Source organism: Lentzea sp. NPDC054927 (assembly GCF_053610285.1).
The window spans coordinates 251,415-276,526 of record NZ_JBSGXZ010000008.1 but is presented as its reverse complement, the minus strand read 5'-3'; the positions used below and the strand labels follow the sequence as shown (position 1 = coordinate 276,526).

At 68.5% G+C, this 25,112-nt stretch carries 31 protein-coding genes; 13 read left to right on the top strand and 18 right to left on the bottom strand.

The annotated features are described in order from the left end of the window. Positions 1–27: 27 nt before the first annotated feature. The 4 genes from ACWGE0_RS16055 to ACWGE0_RS16040 are packed head-to-tail and all read right to left on the bottom strand — an operon-like array spanning position 28 to position 1,859. Complete coding sequence (locus ACWGE0_RS16055) at positions 28–210, bottom strand: hypothetical protein (RefSeq protein ID WP_452261652.1); 183 nt, start codon at positions 208–210, stop codon at positions 28–30. Between the two features lie 12 nt (positions 211–222). Beyond that, on the bottom strand, positions 223–828 hold the full coding sequence (locus tag ACWGE0_RS16050; RefSeq protein ID WP_452261651.1) for a class I SAM-dependent DNA methyltransferase: 606 nt from the start codon (positions 826–828) through the stop codon (positions 223–225). Further along, entirely contained in the window at positions 821–1,480 is a 660-nt protein-coding gene (locus ACWGE0_RS16045; RefSeq protein WP_452261650.1) for a maleylpyruvate isomerase family mycothiol-dependent enzyme, read from the bottom strand. Before ACWGE0_RS16045 ends, ACWGE0_RS16050 begins: the two co-directional genes overlap by 8 nt. A gap of 1 nt (position 1,481) precedes the next feature. Further along, complete coding sequence (locus ACWGE0_RS16040) at positions 1,482–1,859, bottom strand: DUF3224 domain-containing protein (RefSeq protein WP_452261649.1); 378 nt, start codon at positions 1,857–1,859, stop codon at positions 1,482–1,484. A gap of 49 nt (positions 1,860–1,908) precedes the next feature. On the opposite strand from ACWGE0_RS16040, the gene ACWGE0_RS16035 reads away from it, so the two are divergent. Together ACWGE0_RS16035 and ACWGE0_RS16030 are read left to right on the top strand one after the other, a co-directional pair. Beyond that, complete coding sequence (locus tag ACWGE0_RS16035) at positions 1,909–2,880, top strand: helix-turn-helix transcriptional regulator (protein ID WP_452261648.1); 972 nt, start codon at positions 1,909–1,911, stop codon at positions 2,878–2,880. Further along, the gene (locus tag ACWGE0_RS16030; RefSeq protein WP_452261647.1) at positions 2,868–3,680 is read left to right on the top strand and encodes an aldo/keto reductase; all 813 of its coding nucleotides are present in this window, start codon (positions 2,868–2,870) and stop codon (positions 3,678–3,680) included. The genes ACWGE0_RS16035 and ACWGE0_RS16030 overlap by 13 nt, the downstream gene beginning before the upstream one ends. A 1-nt stretch (position 3,681) precedes the next feature. On the opposite strand, the gene ACWGE0_RS16025 is transcribed toward ACWGE0_RS16030, so the two are convergent. The 3 genes from ACWGE0_RS16025 to ACWGE0_RS16015 form a co-directional block, all read right to left on the bottom strand. Continuing rightward, the gene (locus ACWGE0_RS16025) at positions 3,682–4,854 is read right to left on the bottom strand and encodes a glycosyltransferase (protein WP_452261646.1); all 1,173 of its coding nucleotides are present in this window, start codon (positions 4,852–4,854) and stop codon (positions 3,682–3,684) included. A gap of 37 nt (positions 4,855–4,891) precedes the next feature. Continuing rightward, positions 4,892–6,598 (bottom strand): substrate-binding domain-containing protein, encoded by a 1,707-nt coding sequence (locus ACWGE0_RS16020; protein WP_452261645.1) that lies wholly within the window; start codon positions 6,596–6,598, stop codon positions 4,892–4,894. A 64-nt stretch (positions 6,599–6,662) separates the two neighbouring features. Then, positions 6,663–7,478 (bottom strand): 3-methyladenine DNA glycosylase, encoded by an 816-nt coding sequence (locus ACWGE0_RS16015; protein WP_452261671.1) that lies wholly within the window; start codon positions 7,476–7,478, stop codon positions 6,663–6,665. 76 nt (positions 7,479–7,554) lie between these two features. Here ACWGE0_RS16015 and ACWGE0_RS16010 point away from each other — a divergent pair, with 76 nt between their 5' ends. Beyond that, positions 7,555–8,013, top strand: coding sequence for a DUF1801 domain-containing protein (locus ACWGE0_RS16010; protein ID WP_452261644.1), 459 nt, complete (start codon positions 7,555–7,557; stop codon positions 8,011–8,013). Here the strand turns inward: ACWGE0_RS16010 and ACWGE0_RS16005 are convergent. The 3 genes from ACWGE0_RS16005 to ACWGE0_RS15995 are packed head-to-tail and all read right to left on the bottom strand — an operon-like array spanning position 7,988 to position 9,052. Beyond that, the gene (locus ACWGE0_RS16005; protein ID WP_452261643.1) at positions 7,988–8,233 is read right to left on the bottom strand and encodes a hypothetical protein; all 246 of its coding nucleotides are present in this window, start codon (positions 8,231–8,233) and stop codon (positions 7,988–7,990) included. The genes ACWGE0_RS16010 and ACWGE0_RS16005 overlap by 26 nt on opposite strands. A gap of 10 nt (positions 8,234–8,243) precedes the next feature. Continuing rightward, entirely contained in the window at positions 8,244–8,624 is a 381-nt protein-coding gene (locus ACWGE0_RS16000) for an Imm63 family immunity protein (protein ID WP_452261642.1), read from the bottom strand. Next, complete coding sequence (locus ACWGE0_RS15995; protein ID WP_452261641.1) at positions 8,621–9,052, bottom strand: winged helix-turn-helix transcriptional regulator; 432 nt, start codon at positions 9,050–9,052, stop codon at positions 8,621–8,623. Before ACWGE0_RS15995 ends, ACWGE0_RS16000 begins: the two co-directional genes overlap by 4 nt. A gap of 79 nt (positions 9,053–9,131) precedes the next feature. Between ACWGE0_RS15995 and ACWGE0_RS15990 the strand changes: the two genes are divergently transcribed. Both ACWGE0_RS15990 and ACWGE0_RS15985 read left to right on the top strand, forming a co-directional pair. Next, positions 9,132–9,788, top strand: a complete 657-nt coding sequence (locus ACWGE0_RS15990; protein ID WP_452261640.1) for an SDR family oxidoreductase — start codon at positions 9,132–9,134, stop codon at positions 9,786–9,788. A 138-nt stretch (positions 9,789–9,926) separates the two neighbouring features. Further along, a complete protein-coding gene (locus ACWGE0_RS15985) occupies positions 9,927–11,393 on the top strand; it encodes a multicopper oxidase family protein (protein WP_452261639.1) in 1,467 nt (488 codons plus the stop codon). Positions 11,394–11,407: 14 nt separating this feature from the next. Here ACWGE0_RS15985 and ACWGE0_RS15980 read toward each other — a convergent pair whose 3' ends face one another. The 3 genes from ACWGE0_RS15980 to ACWGE0_RS15970 form a co-directional block, all read right to left on the bottom strand. Next, positions 11,408–12,094, bottom strand: coding sequence for a hypothetical protein (locus ACWGE0_RS15980; protein WP_452261638.1), 687 nt, complete (start codon positions 12,092–12,094; stop codon positions 11,408–11,410). Between the two features lie 15 nt (positions 12,095–12,109). Beyond that, on the bottom strand, positions 12,110–12,697 hold the full coding sequence (locus ACWGE0_RS15975) for a dihydrofolate reductase family protein (RefSeq protein ID WP_452261637.1): 588 nt from the start codon (positions 12,695–12,697) through the stop codon (positions 12,110–12,112). Positions 12,698–12,783: 86 nt separating this feature from the next. Next, complete coding sequence (locus tag ACWGE0_RS15970) at positions 12,784–13,476, bottom strand: DUF2848 domain-containing protein (RefSeq protein ID WP_452261636.1); 693 nt, start codon at positions 13,474–13,476, stop codon at positions 12,784–12,786. A 46-nt stretch (positions 13,477–13,522) separates the two neighbouring features. On the opposite strand from ACWGE0_RS15970, the gene ACWGE0_RS15965 reads away from it, so the two are divergent. Next, the gene (locus tag ACWGE0_RS15965) at positions 13,523–14,869 is read left to right on the top strand and encodes an MFS transporter (RefSeq protein ID WP_452261635.1); all 1,347 of its coding nucleotides are present in this window, start codon (positions 13,523–13,525) and stop codon (positions 14,867–14,869) included. On the opposite strand, the gene ACWGE0_RS15960 is transcribed toward ACWGE0_RS15965, so the two are convergent. Beyond that, positions 14,830–15,447, bottom strand: a complete 618-nt coding sequence (locus ACWGE0_RS15960) for a GntR family transcriptional regulator (protein ID WP_452261634.1) — start codon at positions 15,445–15,447, stop codon at positions 14,830–14,832. The two genes, ACWGE0_RS15965 and ACWGE0_RS15960, sit on opposite strands and share 40 nt — an antisense overlap. 55 nt (positions 15,448–15,502) lie before the next feature. On the opposite strand from ACWGE0_RS15960, the gene ACWGE0_RS15955 reads away from it, so the two are divergent. Together ACWGE0_RS15955 and ACWGE0_RS15950 are read left to right on the top strand one after the other, a co-directional pair. Next, positions 15,503–16,291: a carbon-nitrogen hydrolase family protein gene (locus ACWGE0_RS15955; RefSeq protein ID WP_452261633.1), complete on the top strand. Its 789-nt coding sequence runs from the start codon at positions 15,503–15,505 to the stop codon at positions 16,289–16,291. Beyond that, positions 16,291–16,614: a cupin domain-containing protein gene (locus ACWGE0_RS15950; RefSeq protein WP_452261632.1), complete on the top strand. Its 324-nt coding sequence runs from the start codon at positions 16,291–16,293 to the stop codon at positions 16,612–16,614. Before ACWGE0_RS15955 ends, ACWGE0_RS15950 begins: the two co-directional genes overlap by 1 nt. A 197-nt stretch (positions 16,615–16,811) precedes the next feature. Here the strand turns inward: ACWGE0_RS15950 and ACWGE0_RS15945 are convergent, their stop codons facing one another. Then, the gene (locus ACWGE0_RS15945; RefSeq protein ID WP_452261631.1) at positions 16,812–17,723 is read right to left on the bottom strand and encodes an ornithine cyclodeaminase family protein; all 912 of its coding nucleotides are present in this window, start codon (positions 17,721–17,723) and stop codon (positions 16,812–16,814) included. A 37-nt stretch (positions 17,724–17,760) separates the two neighbouring features. Here ACWGE0_RS15945 and ACWGE0_RS15940 point away from each other — a divergent pair, with 37 nt between their 5' ends. Both ACWGE0_RS15940 and ACWGE0_RS15935 read left to right on the top strand, forming a co-directional pair. Next, positions 17,761–18,078: an ArsR/SmtB family transcription factor gene (locus ACWGE0_RS15940; RefSeq protein ID WP_452261630.1), complete on the top strand. Its 318-nt coding sequence runs from the start codon at positions 17,761–17,763 to the stop codon at positions 18,076–18,078. Further along, complete coding sequence (locus ACWGE0_RS15935) at positions 18,075–18,524, top strand: SRPBCC family protein (RefSeq protein ID WP_452261629.1); 450 nt, start codon at positions 18,075–18,077, stop codon at positions 18,522–18,524. Before ACWGE0_RS15940 ends, ACWGE0_RS15935 begins: the two co-directional genes overlap by 4 nt. A gap of 10 nt (positions 18,525–18,534) precedes the next feature. On the opposite strand, the gene ACWGE0_RS15930 is transcribed toward ACWGE0_RS15935, so the two are convergent. From ACWGE0_RS15930 to ACWGE0_RS15920, 3 genes are all read right to left on the bottom strand, one after another. Further along, positions 18,535–19,560 (bottom strand): hemolysin family protein, encoded by a 1,026-nt coding sequence (locus tag ACWGE0_RS15930; RefSeq protein WP_452261628.1) that lies wholly within the window; start codon positions 19,558–19,560, stop codon positions 18,535–18,537. Beyond that, positions 19,557–20,864, bottom strand: a complete 1,308-nt coding sequence (locus tag ACWGE0_RS15925; protein ID WP_452261627.1) for a hemolysin family protein — start codon at positions 20,862–20,864, stop codon at positions 19,557–19,559. Before ACWGE0_RS15925 ends, ACWGE0_RS15930 begins: the two co-directional genes overlap by 4 nt. A gap of 114 nt (positions 20,865–20,978) precedes the next feature. After that, positions 20,979–21,995 (bottom strand): LacI family DNA-binding transcriptional regulator, encoded by a 1,017-nt coding sequence (locus ACWGE0_RS15920; RefSeq protein ID WP_452261626.1) that lies wholly within the window; start codon positions 21,993–21,995, stop codon positions 20,979–20,981. Between the two features lie 123 nt (positions 21,996–22,118). On the opposite strand from ACWGE0_RS15920, the gene ACWGE0_RS15915 reads away from it, so the two are divergent. From ACWGE0_RS15915 to ACWGE0_RS15905, 3 genes are read left to right on the top strand one after another with little or no spacing between them, the layout of a single operon-like run. Further along, on the top strand, positions 22,119–23,261 hold the full coding sequence (locus ACWGE0_RS15915; RefSeq protein ID WP_452261625.1) for a Gfo/Idh/MocA family protein: 1,143 nt from the start codon (positions 22,119–22,121) through the stop codon (positions 23,259–23,261). Then, positions 23,254–24,279, top strand: coding sequence for a dihydrodipicolinate synthase family protein (locus tag ACWGE0_RS15910; RefSeq protein ID WP_452261624.1), 1,026 nt, complete (start codon positions 23,254–23,256; stop codon positions 24,277–24,279). The genes ACWGE0_RS15915 and ACWGE0_RS15910 overlap by 8 nt, the downstream gene beginning before the upstream one ends. After that, positions 24,261–25,067, top strand: coding sequence for a sugar phosphate isomerase/epimerase family protein (locus tag ACWGE0_RS15905; protein WP_452261623.1), 807 nt, complete (start codon positions 24,261–24,263; stop codon positions 25,065–25,067). The genes ACWGE0_RS15910 and ACWGE0_RS15905 overlap by 19 nt, the downstream gene beginning before the upstream one ends. Positions 25,068–25,112 lie beyond the last annotated feature (45 nt).

Genomic DNA, 25,112 nt, shown 5'->3' with positions numbered 1-25,112 from the left:
GGGCGCACTCGGGGGTGCGCCCGTTTCTCATACCGCAGAAGGGCAGGCGTCGTCGCCGCAGTTCTCGTCGACGCCGATGCCCGGCTTGTTCAGGTCGTGCTCGAACGCGTAGTGGAAGCACTCGGGGTGCATCCGCTCGAACAGCTCGAAGTCTTCCTGGTCCAGCTCGACGGCCTCGCCGCACCGCTGACACGTTTGCTCTTCCGACACGGGCAAATGGTCTCACCCGCGCCGTGCGAACAGGATCGCCCCGTCCGTGCCCAGCAACCACTGGGCCTCGACGGTGAACCCCGCCTCGCTCAGCCACCCGGCCACTCGCTCCGGCCGCCGCAGGTGGACGTGCACCCGCATCGGATGCCCGCCGTACCCCTGCGTCTTCATCCGCGTCTCGTCCCCGACGTGGAAGCCGATCATCAGCAACCCGTTGGGGCGCAACGCTTCGCGGAAGTGCTCGAAGACCGTGGGCACCTCGTGGTCCAGGATGTGGATCAACGACCAGAACGCGAGGATCCCGGCCACGGTGTCGCCGAGCGGTTCCGTCATCGACCCGACCTCGAACCGCAGCCCCGGATGGTCGCGCCGGGCCAGTTCGATCATCCCCGGCGACAGGTCCACTCCGAACACGTCCGCACCGAGCGCGTGCAGGTGCGCGGTGACCAGGCCGGGACCGCAGCCGACGTCCGCCACCGGTCCGTCGACCTCTTCGGCGAACAACCTGAGCGCGGCCCGCACGTGCGGCAGCCGGTCCAGCAGTTCACGTGTGTGCTCGGTGTAGCTGACCGCGACCGTGTCGTAGGAGTCGCGCGTGTCGGTGAGCCAATCACTCACTGAACGGCTCCGGGCGGTGCCGTCCGAACAACGCCAGCGCGGCGATCCAGACGTCCGGATCGCCGTCCCAGTCCAGTGCCTTGATCTGGTCGACCGACCGCCGCCCGCCGATCGCCCGCATCAGTTCGAACGACGTGGTCCGCAACGTCCCGACCGGATCCCCGTGCCCGAGCACCCGGTCGCCGTGCTCCAGCGTGATCCGCAGCGCCGGCACCTCGTTGTCCCGCATCCGCTGATCCAGCTGCTGCAACGGTTTCGTGAGTGCCGCCCGCACCGCCACGCCGTCCCGGTCGCCGGGAACTCCCAGCGCCGCGCGGAGATCGTGCTCGTGCGCCACCACCTCGGAGATCAGCACGGACCCCATGGGGGTGTCGAACAGCGGCTCGGCGAGCTCCCGGTTCGCCTCCCACTCGGCGAAGGCGTCGGCCAGCGAGTTGTCCTTGCGGTCGCGCACCTGCCGTTCGCCCCACTCGCCGGACTCGACACCGTCGAACCGGCGGTCCACGAAGTCGCGCAGACCGCCGGCGAGGTGCGCCACCACGTCCTTGACGGACCAGCCGGGCGTCGCCGCGACCGGTGTCTGTGGATCCTGGCCCTCGACCAGCGAGGTGATCCGCTGCTTGGCCGCGTCGTAGATGGGGGCATTGGTCATGTCAGACCTCGTACTCCAGGGTGTAGGTGCCGCTGCCATCCTCCGCCCACTCGATCGTCGCCGCACCTCGCGCCCCGGCGTAGGCGCCGGTGCCGTCCAGGATCTCGATCGTGCCCTCGACGGCGGTGCGGTAGGCACCGACGTGCCGCAGCACCAGCGTGCCGTTGTCCGCGGTGATCTCCTCGAGAGCGGTCGTCCACGCCACGTCGTCGCCGTAGGACATGAGGTACCGGCAGTTCCCGATCCCGGTGACGTCACCCGCGTAGGTGAACTGGACGTGCGCCTCGGTCAGCTTGCGTCCCTCGACCTCCTTGTAGGGGCGGCCGTCCCAGGTGTTCTCGTCCCAGCTCTTCACTTCGATGGTTCCGGTTGCCTTCATGCGGACCACTCTGCTGGCAATTCCTGACAGTTCGTGTCAGGTTTGGTGGATGAAGTCCAGCCGGCTCATCCAGGTCCTCCTGCTCCTGCAGTCGCGGGGCCGGATGACGGCGGACGAACTGGCCGAGGAGCTCGAGGTCTCGCCGCGCACGATCTACCGCGACATCGAGTCGCTGGGAGCCGCGGGCATCCCCGTCTACGCCGACCGCGGCCCGACCGGCGGCTATCAGCTGATCGACGGCTACCGCACCCGGCTGACCGGCCTGACCAGCGCGGAAGCCCAGTCGTTGTTCCTGGCAGGGCTGCCAGGGCCCGCCGAGGAGCTCGGGTTGAAGGAGGTCGCCGCCGCGGCCCAGCTCAAGCTGCTGGCCGCGCTCCCGACCGAGCTGCGGACCCGAGCGGAGCAGATCCGGCAGCGGTTCCACCTCGACATCCCGACGTGGTTCCGCGGCGACGACCCCACCGAGCACCTCGCCACGATCGCCGACGCCGTCTGGGAGCAGCGCCGCGTGCGGATGACCTACCAGCGCTGGGGCAACCAGACCGTCGAACGCGAGGTCGACCCGTACGGCCTCGTGCTGAAGGCGGGCACCTGGTACTTCGTCGGCAGCGGCCGCACCTACCGCGTGTCACGCGTGCTGGCCCTCGACGCTCTTCCCGACACCTTCGAACGACCCCGCGACTTCGACCTCGCGCGGTACTGGGCCGAGTGGTCCGAGCAGTTCGAGGCCCGCATGTACGGCGAGCGCATCACCGTCCGCATGACGCGAGCAGGCCTCGACAAGACCCAGTACCTGCTCAGCGGCTACCAGGCGCGGGTCATCAGGGAGGCCGCGCCGGAGCCGGGGGAGGAGTTCGGATTTCCGACCGAATCCACCCGGCACGCTGTCGCTGACCTGCTCAAATTCGGCGCGGAGGTGGAGGTGCTCGCCCCTGCCGAACTGAGACGCGAACTGATCGGCACGATCAAGGCGATGCAGGACGTCTACAACGATGCGAAGCTACCCGCATGGTTCCGCTGATCTCTTTGAACAACGGAGTTCGGATACCGCAACTCGGCTTCGGCGTCTTCCAGGTGCCGGAGGAGCAGGTGGCCGGAGCGGTCACGACCGCGATCGAAGCCGGCTACCGCAGCATTGACACGGCCGCCGCCTACCACAACGAGTCCGGCGTCGGCGACGCGATCGCCGGCGTCCCCGACCTGTTCATCACGACCAAGCTGTGGAACGCCGACCAGGGCTACGACCCGACGCTGCGCGCGTTCGACGAGAGCATGCGGCGCCTGCGCCGGGACGTGCTCGACCTGTACCTCATCCACTGGCCCGTCCCGTCCCGCGACCAGTACGCGGACACCTGGCGCGCCCTGGAGCAGCTCTACGCCGACGGCCGCGTCCGCGCGATCGGCGTCTCCAACTTCCACACGCGACACCTGCAGCGCCTGCTCGACGAGTTCCCGACGGTCCCCGCGGTGAACCAGATCGAGCTGCATCCGTTGCTGCAGCAGGAAGAGATGCGCAAGGTCCACAGTGCACACCGCATCGTCACCGAGGCGTGGTCACCGCTGGCCCAGGGCGCACTGCTGCGTGAGCCCGACCTCACCGGCCTGGCCGACAAGTACGGCAAGACGCCGGCCCAGATCGTGCTGCGCTGGCACGTTCAGCTCGGCAACGTCGTGATCCCGAAGTCCGTCACGCCCTACCGGATCAAGGAGAACATCGACATCTTCGACTTCGAACTGGCCCAGGACGACATGACGGTGATCGCCGAACTCGACAACGGCACCCGCACCGGCCCTGACCCCGACCGCTTCAACGCTGCTTGATTCAACGCTGCTTGATTCGAGCCTGCCCGAGCCGTTCCTCGACCAAGTCCGCCGCCTTGGCCGCGCCACCGGCCGCCGTGATCTGTTTTCCCAGCTCACGGGCGCGCTCCCGGTGGCCCGGCCGGGCCAGCACCTGATCCACGGCTTCCCCGAGCCTCCTGGGCTTCCTCCGAACGATGCCGGCGCCCGCCAGCTCGACCCGGCGCGCCACCTGGGCCTTGTCGAGTTCCCCCGGCACCACGACCATCGGCACCCCGGCCTCCACCGCCGCCAGCACCCCACCCCACCCGCCGTTGGTGACCATCACGTCGGTCTGCGGCAGCAACAGGTCGTGCGGGATGAACGGCGCCGCACGCACGTTGTCCGGCAACGCTCCGAGGGTTTCCACCGGCGCACCGCCGGTCGTGGCCACCACCAGCACGTCATGCCCCCGGAGCTGCTCGATCGCGGGCTTCAACAGGTCCTCCGCGCCGGTCTCCAGCGTCCCCTGCGTCACGTGCACGACGGTCCGGCCGTCGAGATCTCCCCACCACTCGGGCAGTTCGCTCGCCCTGGGCGGCGTGATCAACCGCCCGACGAACCGCACCTGCCGCGGCACCCGCACGGTCTCCAAGTCGTGCACCCCTTGTGCCAGCACGAGTTCCGAGGAGTAAAAGGCCTCCAGCGAGCCGGACTTCGGCTCGAGACCAGCCTCGGCGCGCATCCGGTTGAACATCCCGTCGACGATCAGCCGGGACACCACTCGAGCGAGCGGGCGACTGGTGACCAGCGGCGTCACCGCGACCGTCACCCACGGCACGCCCCGGATCTCCGCGCCCATCGCGGCCCCGAACGCCAGATGATCCGTGACGACCAGATCGAACTCGGCCTCCAGCACGTCCCTCGCCTGCGCCGCCCCGGTGCCGACCAGCACGTCCCGGACGTTGGCGAAGTTCGCCCGCATGCCCTTGCCGTCGCCCACACTCGGAAACGTTCGCGCGAGCTCCGCATCGTCGAAGTCCGGCGCCTGCGTCCACGGCAACCACTCCGCACCCTCGAACTTGTGCCGGTACTTCGCCCCCGTGTGCACCACGACGTCGTGCCCGCGCCCAACCAGCTCGTTCGACACCGCCGCCAGCGCGCCGACATGCCCGGCGAACGGCAGCGACGCGACCAGGATCCGAAGTTCCCCCATGCCGGGAGCAACGCGCTCCGCTACCGCCCGGTTCCCGTCACGCCTTCGTCGACAGCGCCTGTCCCAGCGCCGCCTCGATCCCGTCCACGTTCTCCACCACGGACACCGACCCGCCGGTGGTCTGCGCGATGTCCGTCAGCGCCGCCTTGTCCACGTCGCCCCCGATCGCGATGAAGCTGACCGCCACGTCCGTCCCGTGCAGCTGCGACTTCAGCGCCGCCAGGTCGATCCCGCCGTCCGAGGTGCCGTCGGTGATCACCACGACCCGGTTGACCCGCCCGGCCACGAACCCGTCGTGCGCCGCCTCGTAGCAGGCCGCCAGCGCGCTGTAGAGCTGCGAGCCCTCGGCGGTCTTGAGCCCGTCGACGGCCTTCCGCAACGCTTCGCGCTTCTCGGCCACCGGCCCGGTCGCGACGAGCAGCTTGTGGGGCTTCTTCCCGTCGAGGTCGCGCGCGAACTCCCACAGCCCGAACGACCCCGACACCGACCGGTCGATCTGGCCGCGCAGCGCCGCCTTCACCTTGTCCAGCCGGGGTTTCATCGACGTCGAGACGTCCGCGAGCACCGTGACGACCTGCCCGCCGCGGTCCGCGGAAGTCCAGGCCGAGGAGATCTGCTGGGTGGTCGTCGCGTCGGCGGCGACCAGGTTCTCCGTGACGGGAGACCAGGAAACGCCGGGCGACGGTGACGGACGGTCCTGAGTGGACTCGACGCGCAAACCGCCGCGTGCCAGGATCTTCTGCTGCGCCGGCTCGGTCATGAACTCGCGGAACGCCTGCGCCGAACGCTGCTCCGCCTCGCCGACCTCGGAGCCGCCCAGTGCCACGTAAGGGAAGTCCGCCACCGGAGCCGGGCCCGCGGGCAGCACGCCGACGAGCGGCTTCGACGGCGCTTCCTTGCCCGTGTTGTGCTTGAACAGGTCCACTTCGGACACCGGCGTGACGGAGAAGCCCGCCGCGTTCACCGTCGCGCTGTCACCCAAGCGCCGCAACGCGTCGCGCGTCGTCGGCGGAACCTCCGGCGGCACCGCGGCGGCGAGCTTCGACAGCGACGCCTTCGACGCGTCCGAACCGAGCGACTCCGGCGTCACTGGGCCCTTGCCGCCGGCCAGCGCCGACTGGATCGCCAGCGCGGACGCCGTGTTCGCGGCCGGGTCGGGCATCGCGACGCTGAACCGTCCCCACGACTGGCCGAACTTGCTCCAGTCGGTCACCTCCGGCATGTCCGACCAGCGGAAGTCCTTCAGCACGGGCGCGGCCGCCTCGGGGGCGGCCAGCAGCACCGGCGAGGTTCCGACGGACTTGGGTGCGGCGCCGACGAGTTTGGCGTTCAGGGCGGAAAGCCGGTTCGCCCACAACGTCGAGTCGGGGAGCCACGCGTGCGGGCGCTTGCCGAGTTTGTTCTCGTCCCAGGTCGTCGTGAGGCCTTCCAGCACCGCAGAGGAGTCCGCCGAAGTCACTTCGATCGCGATGCAGTGGTCGTACACAACGGGCCGTGTGGCGGCGTACGCGCGTGCGACCTCCGCGACCGATTCCGCGACGCTCGGAGTCGCGGCGACGCGGAGCACCGAGTCGCCCTCGCTGCAGTTCTGGGCGAGGGCCTGGGAACGCCGGTCGAGCACCCCGCCCGCCCACGACAACGCGAGCCAGCCGAGGCCGATCAGCACCACGAACACGACGATGAGCACGGGCCATTTGGCGATTCCACGCTTCACCTTCGCCCGCAGGCTGCGGTGTCGAGACATCGATCCCTCACAACTACTCAGCGGCCCCCGACGACCAGCCAATCACGCTAACAGGTGAACTTGGTCAGCGAAGTGAAGTCACCGTAAGTATCGACTGGCAAACGAAAACGAGCCGTTCTCGCAACGACCGCGCCCGCTCGGCGAACTCCGCCTGCCTGCGCACGTACTCCGAACGGCCCTCAGCGGACTCGATCCGCACCGGTTCGTAACCGAGTTTCGCCAGGTCGTAGGGGGAGGCCTGCATGTCGAGCTCGCGCACGTCCGCGGCCAGTTCGAAGCAATCGGCGACCAGGTCCGAAGGCGTCGCGGGTTCCAGCTTGTACGCCCATTTGAACAGATCCATGTTCGCGTGCAAGCACCCGGGCTGCTCGTTCGCGATCTGGTCCTCACGCGTGGGCTGCAGGGTGTTGCGCGGCCGCGCGGGCTGCGTGAAGAACCGGAAGGCGTCGAAGTGCCCGCACTGGATCCGGCTCGCCTCCACCACCTGGTCGGTCCCGTCGCTGCCCAGCCGGAGCGGCCACGCGTTGTGCCGGACCTCCTCGGGCTGCTGCCGGTAGACCATCGCCCACTCGTGCAGCCCGAAACAGCCCAGCCGCGCCGGCCTGCCGAGCGTGGCCGTGAGCAGCGCCCGCACGAACTCAAGCGTCTTCTCGCGCTGTGCGACGAAGCTGTCGACGTCGAGCGTCACACCGTCCGCGGTGGCCTTGTAGTGCGGAAACTCCAGGTACTCCGCCGCGTCTTCCAGGACGACGCCCGGTCCTGGATGCCACCGTTCGAGCCGCACGGGCCGATGGCTGTAATACGTGAAGAGGAAGTCCATGACGGGGTGCTTCTCTTTGCGAAGCTTCCGCTCCTGGTGCGGACCCGTGAACCGGCGCATGCGCGCGACGTGCGAGTCGCGCAATTGGTGCCATTCGGCTCGGGCCAGGACCTCCACGAGCGATTACCGTACGCGAATGGTGAAGAGCAATGCCTCCACGGTGGACCAGTACCTCGCCGAACTGCCTGATGAGCGGCGTGCCGAGGTCGAGGCTGTGCGCGACGTCATCCTCGCGAACCTCCCCGACGGCTACGTCGAGGCCATGGACTGGGGACTGATCACCTACGCCGTGCCGCTGGAGGTGAGCGGCCCGACCTACAACAAGAAGCCGCTCATGTACGCGGCTCTCGCGGCCCAGAAGAACTACTACGCCGTCTACCTGACCACGGTGATGGAGGAGTTCGAGGAGTCGTTCCGCGCCAGGTGGGCGGAGACCGGCAAGAAGCTCGACATGGGCAAGGCTTGCGTGCGCTTCAAACGGACCTCTGACCTCGCCCTGGACGTCATCGGCGACGAGGTGGCGCGCCTGTCCGTGCCCGAGTTCCTGGACTGGCACGACCAGAACCGGGCTAAAGGGGCGGCACGAGCCCGTTGAACGTCCGCGCGCCGTTGCAGTGCGGGCACTCACGCCCGTTGTCGACGGTCCGCGGCGCACCACCGATGATCGCGAGCGTCGGCGCGGCGATGTAGCTCGCGCCGCCGCACAGGTGACACACGGTGCGCGGTTCAGGCGTGACGGCGAAGAGGTCGTCGATGTCTTCTTCGTCCTCGAACTCGTCGTCCTCGGCGAACTCGTCCTCGTCGTCCTCACTCATGGTGCACAACCTAGTGGGTCGGTCGTGACGCCCGCGCGCGCTCCGCCCACCGCGGGTCGAGCGAGCCAAGCAGCTCGTCCTGCCGGCGAAACGCCGTGAACCGCTGCTCCTCACCCTCCACCGGGTGCTGCACCGCCCAGCCGTACGCCATCGTCCACGTGACCTCGTACAGCGCCCAGTACAGGATCTCGTCGAGCTTCCGCGTCTCCTTGCTCATCAGCCGCTTGCCGCGCTCGTAGGCCACCAGCCGGTACACCGGCCCCTCGGAGACCTCGATGAACGGGTGGCCGCCGTCGAAGTTCTCGAACCCGACCATCCACGTCGCGCCGATCTGCTGCCTCAGCGCCTCCAGCCGTGCGGCGAGGCCTGTGGTGTCGAGGTCCGGGGTCATGACGCCGCGGACTCCGGCGCACGGCTCAGCGACTCCAGCGTGGCTTCCTCACCGCAGTGCGAACACACGACGCGTGGTTCCAGCACGTGTCCGCACGAGTGCTCGTACACGAGCGGGAGGGGCCCCTGCGTCACGTACGCGTCGCCCCACTCCTTGAGCATCAGCAACACGTTGTGCAGCGCACGCCCCGCGTCGGTCAGGTGGTACTCGTGCCGTGGCGGGTGGTCGGAGTACTGGTGCTTCTCCAGCACACCGGCGGCGACCAGCTTCTTCAGCCGTGCGGCGAGCACGTCGCGTGACGCGCCGGTGTTCGCGGCGATCTGGTCGAAGCGCGTGTTGCCGAAGAAGACCTCGCGCAACGCCAGCAGCGACCAGCGCTCGCCGACGACCTCCAGCGCGTTCGCCACGGAGCAGGTTCGAGGTGCCATGTGACCATCCTATCAGTGAGTTGGCAAATCCAACTTACCTCGCTATGGTCAGTTTGAAAGGCCAACTTAGGAGGTAGCGATGGACTTCAACGGTGCAGCGGTGCTGGTGACGGGAGCCAACCGCGGACTGGGTCGTGCGTTCGCCCAGGAGCTCGCCAGGCGCGGGGCGAAGGTCTACGCCGGTGCGCGCAATCCGGCGTCCGTTGTGGACGAAGGCGTCATCCCGGTCCAGCTGGACGTGACCGACGACGCGTCCGTCGAGGCCGCGGCGAAGGAGCTCGGCGACGTCTCGATCGTCATCAACAACGCCGGCGTGCTCGTCGGAGGCGCGGACGTTGACAGCATCAAGGCAGAATTCGAGGTCAACTTCTTCGGGATCGTCCGCACGACGGACGCGTTCGCGCCCATTCTGAAAGCCAATGGCGGCGGCACGATCGTGAACGTGCTGAGCATCCTGTCGTTCCTCGGCCGCGCGGGCTGGCGCGGTTACGCGGCGTCCAAGGCGGCGGGCTGGTCGCTGACCAAGTCGACGCGGGAAGCGTTGCGGGAGCAGGGAACCAACGTCATCGCCGTGCACGCCGGCTTCATCGACACCGACATGGCAGCCGCCCAGGACGGGCCCAAGATCTCGCCTGAGAGCGTGGTCTCCCAAGTGCTGCAAGCGATTCAGAATGGTGATGACGAAGTGCTCGCTGACGATCGCACTCGTGCGGTAAAGGCCGCACTGGCCTCTTGAGACGGTCGCTCTGCACATATGAGCCCGGCTCGGAACTAGGGATTCCCCCTGAGCGCCCAGCGTAGGTTTCCGCCGCATCCAACCGCCGCGGGAGCGTTCTCATGATCGCATCCGCCTGGGGCGCTTAGGGGAACAGCGATGCTCAACAGACGAGGTGTGCTCGCCGCGGGCGGACTCGCGGCCGGCGTTTTCGGTGTGCCGCAGCTGCTCGCACCGTCCGAGGGTCACGAAGACCCGACGCACGGTGAGCACAAGCCGGCCACTTTCCAGGAGTCGAAGGCGTTTTCCGGTCCCAGACCGGAAATAGTGCCGTGGACACGCCCGATGCCCGTGCCGCCCGTGCTCAAGCCACTGGTGTCCACAGCGAAACAAGAGATCTATCAGCTCTCGATCGAACGTACGACCGCCGAGATCCTGCCGGGCCTCCAGTCGCCGGTGATGGGCTTCGGCGGTCAGTTCGTCGGCCCGACCATCAAGGCGAAGACGGGCCGCAAGACCCTGATCATGTTCCAGAACAAGATGGACGAGGCCGCCAACGTCCACCTCCACGGCGGCCACGTGCCCCCGGAGCACGACGGCCACCCCAGGGACCTGATCGAGCCGGACCGCACCCGCCTCTACCTCTACCCGAACACCCAGCAGGGCGCGACCCTCTGGTACCACGACCACAGCCACGGCACCGAAGCCGCGCACGTCTACTTGGGACTGCACGGCGCCTACGTCATCGAGGACGACTCCGAGCGCGGCCTGAACCTGCCGACCGGCGCCTACGACGTCCCGATCATGCTGCGCGACATCCAGTTCGACGCCAGCGGCAACATCGTGGTGTTCGACGACCCGTCCAACCGCACGATCGTCCTGGCCAACGGCATCCCGCAGCCCTACTTCGAGGTCGCGGCCCGCAAATACCGCTTCCGCCTCATCAACACCGCCAACCAGCGCGTCTTCAAGCTCAAGCTGACCGGCGACAAGTTCACCCGCATCGGCTCCGACGGCGGCCTGCTCGCCAGCTCGCTGGAGGCGGAGGAACTCACACTCTCCTCCGCCGAACGCGCCGACGTCGTCATCGACTTCTCGAAGTACCCGGTCGGCTCGAAGATCACCCTGACCGACGCCGTCGGCGGCGAGATCCTGCGCTTCGACGTGGTCCGCCGCGCCACCGACAACAGCCGCGTGCCGGCCGCCCTGCGCCCCCTGCCGGCCCTGCCGCTGTCCACAGTGGACCGCGAGGTCGACCTGTTCTACGTCTTCAAGCCCAACGAGCGCCCCGACGGCGTGATCAACGGCAAGGTCTTCGACATGGACCGCGTCGACTTCACCATCAAACGCGGCGCCACCGAAACCTGGCTCATCAAGAGCTCAGACCCCACCGGCGTCAAACACAACTTCCACCTGCACCTCGTCCAGTTCCGCGTGCTCGAACGCAACGGCGGCCCGCCCCACCCCGGCGACGCGGGCCTCAAGGACACGATCCCGATCACGGCGGGGGAGACCGTGAAGGTGCAGGCGACCTTCACCGGCTACACGGGCCGCTACGTCTACCACTGCCACTTCCTCGAACACTCGTGGATCGGCATGATGGCGCAGCTCGAAATCGTGCCCTGACGCCGTAGCACCCTTCATTCGACAGTGGCCATGAAGTAGGGCGTGGCCACCGAGACGATGAGCGCGTACCGATGCCTGCTCGTGAGGCCGCGGAGGACCTGTTCGCGGTCGACCTCCGTGGCCTCGCGGTGCAGGAAGTCGCCTGTCGCTCGCCCGAATTCGTACGGCAGGTCGGCGCCCTCGGCCCATTGCACCTTCACCGTCCACGGTTGGTCGTTGCCGAGGTGCCCGTCGTAGATGGCCTCTGGCAGGTTCGACGCCGTGTACTGATGACCGTTCAACAGCTGGCCGTAGAACTGGCGGTAGTAGTCCATCGCCGTCATCGCGCTGGTGCTTCCCGGTGACCACCCGGCCGCGACCAGGGCGTCGTGCAACGCCTGCGTGCGGGCGGCGAAATCGCCGTCGAAGCCGTAGTAGCGCGTCGTCCGCCAGTTGCACCGCACTTCCCACCAGCGGTTGAGGCTGAACATCCCCGAGTTTCCCGGCTCGAGGTCGCAGGCGTCCTCGGTCGCGGTCGGTCCGTGCTCGAGCTCCGGCAGGGCATCGGTGACGGCGAGCGCTGACGACGCCGTGGCGGGCAGCCCTGCCCTGACCTGGCTGAGCTTCGGAGGCCGCACGAGCTCCTCGGCTTGTCCACGTGGATCGTTGACCCCGCACGCTGTCAGACCCAGCAGCAGCACCATGACCGGCCAAGCTCGCACGTCGCCCCCCAGCGATCACTCCGTCTCGTACTTCACTTTGTAGCGCAAGTGCGTGACCGAGGTGCTCTCAATGACCGAAAGCGGGCCCTCCAGCTCGTAGCCCTTGCCGGGCGCGAAGAACGGCGTGCCTCCGCCGAGGATCACCGGCACCAGGTCGAGGTAGATCTCGTCGACCAGGCCGGCGTCGATGGCCTGCCGGGCGATCTCGCCGGAGTTCAGGCCGACGACCTTGTCGCCCGCGTGCTTCTGGGCCACCGCGATCGCTTCCTCGATGCCGCCGGTGACGAACGTAAAGTGCTCGTTGTCCTCCAACGGCCTGTGGGTGAGCACGACGGTGTGCACTCCCAGTGGGTGCTGGCCGCCCCAGCCGTTGGTGAAGTCGTAGAGCTTGCGTCCCACCACGAGTGCGCCGGTCGCCTGGGTCAGTCCGCCGAAGTAAGCGGCGCTGGCCGGCGTGAGGTGGAAGGTCATCGAGCCTGTGGGAACCCTGAACGCCACGTCGCCCGCCTCGTACCAGGCGAACAGCTTGTCGAAGCCGGAGAAGTCCGGGCCCGAGACGTAGCCGTCGATCGAGGTGCTGGCGCCGGTGTAGACCTTGCCCATTTGCTGTGCCTCCCTGTGTGTGTCCGTCACCCATAGGTCGAACGAGAGACACGGATTTCGACGGGCCCCGGGAGGCGCATACCGGTTCAGCCGATGGGGGCGGGGAGCTGAGTCACCTCGTAGTCGCAGTCGATGACATCGCCGGTGACCGGGTCTCGCAACTCGACGCGCCACTTCGACGCGAACTGCTCCACGCCGTGGTGCATCGGGATGGTGCCGGACAACAGCACGGTTCCCGGCTCGAGCAGGTCGAGCTCACGCAGCCGGTCCACCCAGTACTGCGGGGTGAGGAGCTCGGCGAGGGTGCCGCGCTGGATCTCCACGCCGTCCGCCCACGCGGTCAGTTCGATGTCGTCGATCCGGTCCGCGATGTCGGACAGCCGCCACGCCTTGCGGCCGAGCACGTCCGGGCCCGCGTTCTTGCTCCACGCGACGCCGTGCACCTCCAGCGCGCGATCGGTGTGGTCGCACGCGACGGTCAGCAGGACGTCCGATTCGGTCACGACGAGCGCCCACTCCGCCTCGCCGGACGTCTTGCCGTGTTGCGCGGGAACTGTCGAAGTCTGCTGGGCGAGGTACGGCGACACGGGATAGAGGCTGGGCGTCACGGACGGCGCCGGCACGCCCAGTTCGGCGAGTTCGCGCACGTGAGCGGCTACGTCGTCCTGGCTGCGACCTGCGTATCCGCCGTTCAACAAGGTCGTCACGGAGACCTCGGCGACAGTGCCGTCGGGCAGGTCGAAGGCCAGCGTGCCGAGCTGTGCACATGAGGTAGACATGCGGTACTCCTTGCGCATACGAGTTGTATACAGGCAGTATTACGCCATGCCGCCTGATTCAGCAACGACAGCCACGTCACCTGACGTACCCAGGTCCGCCCTGGTACGCGCCTTCGTGGCCTCGCTCTCCGGTACCGCGCTCGAGTGGTACGACTTCGCGATCTACAACGTCGCCGCGGCCGTCGTGCTCGGCCCGTTGTTCTTCCCGAGCTCCGAGCCGCTGACCGCGACGCTGCTCGCGTTCTCGACGTATGCCGTCGGCTACCTGTCCCGGCCGCTCGGCGGGTTCCTGTTCGGCCGGCTCGGCGACAAGATCGGGCGCAAACGCGTGCTCGTCACGACGCTGCTGATCACCGGCATCGCGACGTTGCTCATCGGGCTGTTGCCGACGCACGCCGCGATCGGGCCCGCCGCCGGTGTGTTGCTCGTGCTGCTGCGGTTCGCGCAGGGCGTTGGGCTCGGCGGCGAGTGGGGCGGCGCCGTGTTGTTGTCCAGCGAGTACGGCAATCCGAAGCAACGCGGCTTCTGGGCGTCGGCCGCCCAGATCGGGCCGCCCGCCGGCAACCTGATGGCGAACGGTGTGCTGGCGCTGCTCGGCGTCGCGCTGTCGGACGCCGCGTTCATGTCGTGGGGCTGGCGCGTCGCGTTCCTGCTGTCCGCGGTGCTGGTGATCTTCGGCCTGTGGATCCGGGTGAAGCTGGAGGAGACTCCGGTCTTCAAGGCGATCCAGGAACGTGGCGACCGGCCGGCCGCGCCGATCAGCGAGGTGTTCCGCACGCAGACCCGGCCGTTGATCGCCGCCGTGCTGTGCCGTGTGGGGCCGGACGTGCTGTACGCGCTGCACACCGTGTTCGTGCTGACGTACCTCACGACGCAGTTGAAGCTGCCGCGCAACGTCGGCCTCACCGCCGTGCTGATCGCTTCAGGTTTCCAGCTGTTCCTGATGCCGTTCGCCGGCTGGTTGTCCGACCGGGTCAACCGGCGCGGGCTCTACGCGGCGGCCGCGGTGTGCGGTGCGGTGTGGCCGTTCGTGCTGTTCCCGTTGGTAGACACCGGGTCGTGGCCGCTGATCGTGCTCGGGGTCGTGGTGGGACTCGGGTTCCACGCGTTCATGTACGGGCCGCAGGCCGCGTTCATCGCGGAGCAGTTCACCGAACGCCTGCGCTACACCGGAAGCTCGCTCGCCTACACGCTGGCCGGCGTGATCGGCGGGGCGGTGGCGCCGTTGCTGTTCACCGCGCTGCTGGCCGGCTTCGGCACGTGGGTGATCGTCGGCCTCTACGTCAGCGTGGCGTGCGTCGTGACCCTGATCGGTCTGCGCCTCGGCCGCGATCCGCAGGAGGAGACCGAGGATCAGGCGCCCAGCAGCACCTTCAGCGTGGTGTCCAAGTGAGCGGTGATCGCCGCGGTGGCCGCGCCGACGTCTCCGGACTCGAGCGCGGCCACGATCGCGTTGTGCTCGTCGATCACGGCCTGCTGCCTGTTGTGCGCCCGGTACAACGCGACCACACCCGCGCGCACCTGCCGTGCGCGCAGCCCCTCGTAGGTCTTCGTCAACAACTCGTTGCCCGTCGCCGCAACCAACAGCGCGTGGAACTGACGGTCGACATCGATGAACTGCCGCGCGTCCTCGACCAGCCACCGCTGCTGCTCGATGAGCTCGACCATCTTCCGCAACGGAACGGTGCCCTCGGTCATCGTGCGCTCGGCGGCATACCGCTCGACGACACCACGCAGCTCCATCAGCTCCGTGATCTGCCGCGACGACAACGGCGCGACGTACGCGCCCTTCTTCGGCACGAGCTGCACGAGGTCCTCGGCCGCGAGCAGCAGCAGGGCCTCACGAATCGGCGTGCGGGAGACGCCGATCTGGTTGGCGACGTCCTGCTCGCTGATGAATCGCCCCTGCATCTCGGGGTCGGCGAGAATGGTGTCCTTGAGGAACTCGTAAGCCTTTTCCCGCCCGGACAAGCCGCCATTCTCTTTGCCCGAAACCTGCATACAACATGTATACCAGAGGAGGATCATGCGTATCGCGCTTTGCCAGATCAGCTCCACGGCTGACCCGCAGCAGAACCTCACCACCGTCCGCACCGCAGTAGCCAAGGCTGCCGCCCAAGGCGCCCGCGTCGTGCAGTTCCCGGAAGCCACTCAGTGCCGCTTCGGCGTGCCACTAGCCCCGATCGCCGAACCCCTCGACGGCCCGTGGGCCACCGCGGTCCGCGAGACCGCCGACGAGCACAACGTCGTCGTGGTGGCCGGAATGTTCACGCCAGGCCAGCAAAACCGGGTCACCAACACCACCCTCGTCACGGGCGCCGGCCTGCACCTCGGCTACGACAAGATCCACCTGTTCGACGCCTTCGGCTTCCGCGAATCCGACACCGTGACCCCCGGCGACAAACCCGTGACGTTCGACGTCGACGGCACCACGATCGGCCTCGCCACCTGCTACGACGTCAGGTTCCCCGAACTGTTCCGCACCCTCGCCGACACCGCGCCCGTCATCCTGCTCGGCGCCTCCTGGGGCGCCGGCCCCGGCAAGGCCGACCAGTGGGACCTGCTGGTCCGCGCCCGCGCCCTGGACGCGACCTCCTGGATCCTCGCCTGCGGACAGGCCGACCCCATGTCCACCTTCGGCACCGATCACGGTTCCGCCCCAACGGGAATCGGCCGCAGCGCCGTGATCGACCCGTTCGGCTCCGTGCGCGAGCGGCTCGACGGCGCCCCCGGCACCATCCTGTCCGATGTGGACGTTCCGCTCGTGGAGGAGGCCCGCGCGACGCTGCCCGTGCTGGCCAACCGGAGGCTGTGATGCGCGAGGAGCACGAGTTCTTCCCCGTCGGCGAACGCGCCTGGCACCCGGCCGAGCCCGGCGTCACCGAGCGCGTCCTCAGCCGCGACCCCGAATCTGCGACCCTGACCCGGATCGCGCGCTGGGAGCCGGGCCTCGAGACGTCCGGCGTGCTCCGCCACGACTACCACGAGGAGGTCTACCTGCTGGAAGGCGACCTGACCGACCTGACCCTCGGCCAGACCTTCCGCGCGGGCCACTTCGCCAGCCGTCGCCCCGGCATGCCGCACGGTCCTTACCGGACGGACACCGGCTGCGTCATGCTCGAGATCCGCACCGGATAGCGAAGACGCGTGACCCCGAAGTCTCCGTTCGCCGGCCCCGCGCTTCCTCGTTATGCGAGGGAACGGTAACAGCGTTTCAGGACACCTCGATCGGGTGAATCACCTGGCCCGTCTCACGGCTGATCGCATCTCCGCAGCTCAGACTAGCCAAAGCCCGGCAAGCCCGCGGAAGTTGTCCACAGGCCTGTGCGGGTCGCTCATCCGATGTCGAACACGGCCGGCGACTTCCGGCACGCGTTCTGATAGACGTGCCACGCGATCACGAGGTCCTGCATCGGCAACCCGGCCGGGCTGTACACGGTCACCTGGTCCGCGCTGGTCCGGCCGGGATGTTCCCCGCGCAGCACCGCGCCGATCGTCGTGTCCGCCGCGACGTGCGCCAGCTCCGGGTCGTCCACCACGACCAGCGCGTCCGCCAGCAGTTCCGCGCCCAGCTCGACCTTGCCCGGCTCGTCGGCGCCGAGGCTCGTGACGTGGATGCCGGGCGGAACCCGGTGCAGCACAGGCTCTCTGGACCACGTCGCCATCAGCACGATCTCGCCCTCGGAGCCCTCGGAGGAGCCCTCGGAGCCCTCGGCACCCGCGGCGGCTCCGGAAGCCCTGATCCCGAGCCCCGATGCCCACTCCACGAACGACGCGGCCGCCGCCGGATCGGTGTCCCGCACCGCCACCGACTTCACGGGACGGAGCGCGGCCAGCGCCTCCAGTTGCGCGCGGCCCTGCGCTCCGGCGCCGATCACCGTCACGGTGCGGGCCTCGGGGCGAGCGAGCAGGTGGGCTCCCAGTGCGCCGCCCAGGCCGGTGCGCAGCGCGGTGAGCGGGCCGCTGTCGATCAGGGCCAGCAGGTCGCCGGTCGTCAGGTCGTGCAGGCAGATCACGCCGGCGATCGCGGGGGAGCGGTTCGGGTTCTTGGCGTGCACCTTCACCGTGTAGGCGGGGATGCCCGGCGCCAGGCCCGGCAGCAGCACCATGGCGGTGACGTCCGGGGTCACGGCAGCACGAATCCGTCGGCCGGAACCGGAAGCGCCGGCTCGAAGCGCCTCGGTCAGCTCGGCCGCGAGGCGAGGAAGGTCGACTTCGACGTCCCCGGCGCCCAGCACGATGGTCATGACGCTGAGCTTGACACGGCGAGTAATACTTAAGTACATGCTTAACCATCAGCTCGACCGGCTGTTCCACGCACTGGCGGACCCCACCCGCCGCGCGATGGTCGAGCGGCTGTGCCGGGGGCCGGCGGCGGTGAGCGAGCTCAAGGAGCCGTTCGCGATGTCGCTGCCGGCCGTGGTGCAGCACCTGAAGGTCCTCGAAGAAGCGGGACTGGTCACGACCAGCAAGCAAGGGCGCACCAGGACCTGCCAGATCGAACCGGGCGCGCTGCGCCGGGCCGAGCAATGGCTCGCGGGTCAGCGCACCGAGTGGGAACGCAAACTCGACAGGCTCGGCACACTGCTGGAGGAGACATGAGCATCAAGCACGCGTCGTTCACCATCGAACGCACCTACGCCGCGCCCATCGACAAGGTGTGGCAGGCCTGGGCGGACCAGGCGAGCAAGGCGAAGTGGTTCGTGTCGCCTGACGCGTGGGAGTCGAACGGGCACACGCTCGACTTCCGCGAGACCGGCACCGAGAGCGTCGCCGGCACCGCTCCGGACGGAACCGTGCACACGTACAACGCGCTGTACCAGGACATCCAGCCCAACGAGCGAATCGTGTCCACGTACACGATGCACGCCAACGACAAGCGCACGAGCGTCAGCCTCGCGACCGTCGAGTTCGACCAGCAGGACGACAAGACGACGATCACGGTCACCGAGCACGGGGCGTTCTTCGACGGCCTCGACCGTCCCGAGTGGCGCGAGCAGGGCACCAACGCCCTGCTCGACGCACTCGGCAAAAGCCTGACGAACTAGACCCAGCGAACTAGACCCAGCGCACGTGGGTGCCGTCGCGCACGGTGCCCACGTACTCCTCCAACAGGTCTTCCAACGCCACGACACCCAGCACACCGCCGTCAGCCGACACCGCGCGTGCGAGGTGCGACTGCGCCCGGCGCAACGCGGCCAGGGCCTCGTCCAGACGAGCGTCGACGGGCACCTCAGGCAGCCCGCGCACCCGATCGCGAGGCACCAGGGTCTCCTCGCCCTCCAGGTCGAGCACGTCCTTGACGTGCAGATACCCGATCAACCCGGCATCGGACAGCACCGGGAACCGCGAGAACCCGGTCGCGGCGACGGCGGCCTCGATCTCGCCCACGGTCGGCGAGGAAGACACTGTCGTGAGGCGGTCCGACGGCACCAGGACATCTGCCACCGTGCGCTCGGCCGACGACAACGTCTGCGCCAGCCGCCGGTGTTCGGAGTCCTCCAGCAGGCCTTCGGAACGGGACTGGCCGATCAGCAACGCCAGCTCGTCCGGCGTGTAGGCCGACTCGAGCTCCTCCACCTGCTCCACCCCGAAGCGGCGCAACACCCACCGGCCCACAGCGGTGAACCCCGCCAGCACCGGCGCGATCATCCGCGAGAACCCGTAGTGCACCGGCACCAGCCACACCGCGGCCCGCTCGGGACCCGCGATGGCGAGGTTCTTCGGCACCATCTCGCCGAGGATCGTGTGCAGCGCGACGACGATGACCAACGCCACCGCGAACGCCACACCGTGCACCACGGCCAGAGGCAGTCCAACGGCGCTGAGGGGCCCCTCCAACACCGAAGCCAAAGCAGGTTCGGCGATCGCACCCAGCCCCAACGAGCACAGGGTGATGCCCAGCTGCGCGCCCGCGATCAGCAACGGCAGCTGCTGCGAAGCCTTGATCGCCGTGCGGGCCCGAGAGGAACCCTTGTCCGCCAGCGCTTCCAGACGGTCACGGCGCGCGGTGATCACCGCGAACTCGGCGCCGACGAAGAAGGCGTTGCCCGCCAACAACAAGACCACGATCAGAAAGTTCATGACGACACCACCCGCAGCTCGGCCACGCGGTGCTTGTCCATTCGCATGACGGTGACCCGCCAGCTGTCGACCCGGATCTCGTCGCCGACGTCGGGGATGCGGCCGAGCCGGGCCAGCACCAGGCCCGCCAACGTCTCGTAGTCGCCGTCGGGCATCCGGAAACCGGTCGCCTCGGCCACCTCGTCGTCGCGCAGCAGGCCCGACACGAGCCAGCTGTCCTTGCCCAGCGACCGCACCGGCGGCGCCTCGCCCCGGTCGTGCTCGTCGCGCACGTCACCGACGATCTCCTCGACGACGTCCTCCAGCGTCACCAGACCCGCGGTGCCGCCGTACTCGTCGACGACCAGCGAGGCCTGCAGACCCGAAGCGCGCAGCCGGTCCAGCAGGGCGTCACCCTCCAGCGTCTCCGGCACGGAGTACACCGGCCGCGTCAACGCGGACAGAGGAGTCGTCCCGCGCAGAGCAGCCGGCACGGCGAACGCCTGCTTCACGTGCACCATCCCGCGCACCTCGTCCAACGACCCGTCGTGCACCGGAAATCGGGAGAACCCGGTCTGCCGCGCCTTCATGACGAGGTCCGCGACCGTCGCGTCGGCCCGCAGCGCCTCGACCCGCACGCGCGGCGTCATCAGCTCACCGGCGGTCCGGTCGCCGAACCGCAGCGAGCGGTCCAGCAGCACCGCGGTGCCCTGATCCAGCGTGCCGTGCTCGGCGGAGGTCCTGACCAGCGCGCCGAGCTCCTCCGGCGACCGCGCGGACGCCAGCTCCTCGACCGGCTCGACGCCGAACCGGCGGACCAGCCAGTTCGCCGAGTTGTTCATCGCGGTGATCAGCCAGCGGAACACGCTGGAGAACGCCGCCTGGATGCCGACCACCAGACGTGCGGTCTCCAGCGGCTTCGCGATCGCCAGGTTCTTGGGCACGAGTTCGCCGAACACCATCGACAACGCCGTGGCGATCGCCAGCGCCAGCGCCAGCGACAACCCGCCGGCCACCGACAACGGCACGCCCAGCGCCGTCAGGCCGGGTTCGATCAACGACGCGATCGCGGGTTCCGCGATGTAACCGGTGATCAGCGTGGTCAGCGTGATGGCGAGCTGCGCGCCGGAGAGCTGGAACGAGAGAGACCTGTGCGCACGGTCGATGGTGCGCGCCTTCGCATCGCCCACCTCGGCGACGTGACGCTCAACGGTGCTTCGTTCCAGCGCGGTCAGCGAGAACTCCGCCGCCACTGCGATGAAGGTGCCCGCGGTCAGCGCCACGACGGCGACCAGACCGAGCACGCTCAACAGGATTCCGGTCACCTACGCGCTCCTGAACAGCAGGAACAAGGGACCGGGCAAATATGCCAGCCAGGGCCAGACCCCATGGGGACGGCTCAACTCCTCATGACTAAGTACGTGAACAGCCAGATGAGTCTAATTGTGGGCAGTCGAGGCCCTGAGCACCACCTCGCCCGCCACGCGGACGGTGCGGGCCTCGTCACCCCCGGCGTCCAGCACGAGACCTGCGGCGATCTCGCCCATCTCCTCGAGCGGCAGCCGCACGGTCGACAGCGCCGGAACCGTGTCGCGCAGCGTCGGGATGTCGTCGAACCCGGCGATCGACATGTCCTCCGGCACCCGCACGCCACGCTCGCGCAGCGCGGCCATCGCGCCCATCGCCATCACGTCCGTCACGGCGAACACGCAGGTAGCACGTGATTTCGAGGCCAGCAGCTCCATCGCGGCCGCGTACCCGCCGTCACGCGTGAACGCCCCGTTGAACACCACGGGCGGTGCGACACCGGCGTCCGCGAGACCCGCCTTGAACCCCGCGAGCCGGTCGCGGGCCACCACGAGTTCGGAAGGTCCACCCAATACGGCGAACTTCTTGTGCCCGAGCTCGGTCAGCGCACGGGCGAGAGCGCGCCCACCCGCGCGGTTGCCGGGCACGACCGTGTCGGTGCGGAGCTTCGCCTGCGACACGCACGCGACACGCCCACCCTGCTCGGTGAACGCGTCGATCTCCGCGGCCAGCCGGGATTGCGACGCACGGTCAGTCGTCCGCGAACCGGCCAGAACGACCGCACGTGCCCGATGCGCACGCAGAGTAGAAAGCAGCTCCACCTCGCGTTCGGGACGGCGACCCGTCGTGCCGAGAACGACGACGAGCCCCGCTTCCTCAGCCACCCGCGTCACGCCCGCGGCGATGCACGAGAAGTACGGGTCGGTGATGTCGTGGACCACCAGTCCCACGAGAGAACTCGAGTTGCGGGCCAGCGCCTGCGCGGAGGCGTTCGGCACGTAGCCGAGCTGCTCCGCGGTGCGCAGGACGCGGTCGCTCAGCTCCCCGCTCACCTGGCGCGTGCTGCCGTTGAGCACGCGAGAAGCGGTCGCCAGCGACACACCCGCCTGCTTCGCCACCTCGGCGAGCGTCACCTGTCGGGCGGACACGACCACCTCCGTCAAACGTGCATGTGAGCGCTGAGACTAACTCGCGCGGAGGTTGACGGCCGTCAAGTGCCGCGATTAGCGTGGCGGGAAAGCGCTTTCCAGCGCTGCTACCAGGGAGGTGCGATGGCGGTTCGGACCATCGGAGTGGCGGTCAACGGCGTCACCGGGCGGATGGGATATCGCCAGCACCTGGTCCGGTCGCTGCTCCCGTTGCGCGACGAGGGAGTGCGGCTGCCGGACGGGACCGTGCTGAAGGTGGAACCGGTGCTCGTGGGCCGCAACGCCGACAAGCTCAAGGAGATCGCGGAACGGCACGACCTCGCGCACTGGACGACGGACCTCGACGCGGCGCTCTCGGACCCGTCGGTGGAGATCTACTTCGACTCGCAGGTGACGTCGAAACACGTCGAATCGATCACCAAGGCGATCGACGCGGGCAAACACATCTACACCGAGAAGCCGGTCAGCGAGACGGTCGAGGAGGCGCTCCAGCTCGCGCGCCTGGCCGACGCCAAGGGCGTGAAGCACGGTGTGGTGGCGGACAAGCTGTACCTGCCGGGCATCCGCAAGCTGAAGCGGCTGATCGACGGCGGCTTCTTCGGCCGGATCCTCAGCGTGCGCGGCGAGTTCGGCTACTGGGTCTTCGAGGGCGACTGGCAGCCCGCGCAGCGCCCGAGCTGGAACTACCGCACCGAGGACGGCGGCGGAATCGTCTCGGACATGTTCTGCCACTGGAGCTACCTGCTGCACGACCTGTTCGGCCGGGTCGAGGCGGTCACGGCGAGAGCCGTCACGCACGTCCCGACGCGCTGGGACGAGCAGGGCGTGGAGTACGCCGCCACCGCCGACGACGCCGCGTACGGAATTTTTGAAATCGAGAACGGCGTCATCGCCCAGATCAACTCGTCCTGGTGCGTGCGGGTGCGCCGCGACGAGCTCGTGGAGTTCCAAGTGGACGGCACCGAGGGGAGTGCGGTCGCGGGGTTGCGCGAGTGCTTCGTGCAGCCCCGCGCCGTCACGCCGAAGCCGGTCTGGAACCCGGATCTGCCGGTCACGCACCCGTTCCGCGACCAGTGGCAGCAGGTGCCGGACAACGAGGACTTCGACAACGGCTTCAAGGTGCAGTGGGCGGAGTTCCTGCGGCACGTCTACCAGGGCACGCCGTTCCCGCACGACTTCCGCGCCGGGGCACGGGGTGTCGCGCTGGCCGCCGCCGGGCTCCAGTCCTCTTCGGAGGGTCGACGCGTGGAGATCGCGGATGTCTGACCGAGAACGGATCGTGTTCGCGGCAGCACACGTTGTCGCCAAAGATGAACGCACGGTGGACTGGGACGCGACTTTGGCGTTCCGGCACCACCTCTGGTCGCACGGCCTCGGCGTCGCGGAGGCGATGGACACCGCGCAGCGCGGCATGGGCCTGGACTGGCCGACCGCCGCCGAGCTGATCCGCCGCAGCGCCGCCGAGAAGTCCGGACGGATCTGCGCGGGCGTCGCGACCGATCACCTCACGGGCGAGGTCGGCCTGGACGACGTGCTCAAGGCGTACCTGGAGCAGCTCGACGTCGTGCAGGAGGCGGGCGCACAGCCGGTGCTGATGTGTTCACGCCAGCTCGCGGCGTCCGCGCGTGGCCCCGAGGACTACGAGAAGGTCTACGGGACTCTGCTGGACCGCGTCAGTGAACCGGTGATCCTGCACTGGCTCGGCACTGCGTTCGACCCGGCGCTGCAGGGGTACTGGGGCTCGGCCGACGTCGGCCAGGCCACCGACAACTTCCTCGCGATCATCGCCGCACGCCCGGACAAGGTCGACGGCGTGAAGGTCTCGCTGCTCGACGCCGACCACGAGATCGGGCTGCGGCGCAGGCTTCCGGCCGGCGTGCGCTGCTACACCGGCGACGACTTCAACTATCCGGACCTGATCGCGGGCGATTCACAGGGATACAGCCACGCCTTGCTCGGCATTTTCGATCCGATCGCGCCGGTGGCTGCTAAGGCGTTGCAGAAGCTCGCACTAGGTGACACCGACGAGTTCCACCGGATCATGGCGCCCACGGTTCCGTTGTCGCGCCACCTGTTCAGCGCGCCGACCTACTACTACAAGACCGGTGTGGTGTTCCTGGCGTGGCTGGCCGGGCATCAGGAACAGTTCCTGCTGCTCGACGGCCTGGAATCCGCGCGCAGCGTCGAACATCTGGCCGAGGCGAAACGGCTGGCGGAGGTCGCCGGCGTGATCGACCCCGACTTCGCGGAACGGCGGTGGCGGCAATGGCTCGCCTCTCGCTGAACCAGGCCACGATCAAGCGCGCGACCGTCGTCGAAGCCGTCGAAGGCTGTGCCCGGCACGGCATCGAGTCGATCGGCCTGTGGCGCGAACCTGTCGCCGACCACGGGCTGGAGCGCACCGCGAAACTCGTCGCGGACGCGGGACTGCGCGTGTCGTCATTGTGCCGGGGTGGGTTCCTCACAGCCGTGGACAACCGCGCTGCGTTGGACGACAACCGCCGTGCGATCGAAGAAGCCGCGGCGTTGCGCACGGACACGTTGGTCATGGTCGTCGGCGGTGTCGCGGGCGACAAGGACCTGATCGGCGCACGTCAGCGTGTTGCGGACGCCATCGCGGAACTGTCGGTGTTCGCGGCGGAAGCAGGCGTGACGCTGGCGCTCGAACCCATGCATCCGGTGTTCTGCGCGGACCGAGGCGTGCTGTCGACGTTGGCGCAGGCGCTGGACATCGCGGAGAAGCACGAGTCCGTGGGTGTCGTCGTCGACGCGCTGCACGTCTGGTGGGACCCCGACCTCGACGCGCAGATCGTGCGCGCGGGAGAGAACATCGCGTCGTACCAGGTGTGCGACTGGCTCACCCCGGTGCCGGCGGACGTGTTGCTGGGCCGCGGTTATCCGGGCGACGGAAACATCGATCTCGACCGGCTGACCAGGCATGTCGCTGCCACCGGATATTCGAGGGACGTCGAAGTGGAGATCTTCAACGCCGACATCTGGGCGGCGGACTTCGACGAGGTGATCGAGGAGGTCTCGCGCAGGTACCACTCCATTGTGGAACCGGCGCTCTAGGCAACGCGGGGAAGCCGGTCGTCGACGGCGGCGACGACCGACCCC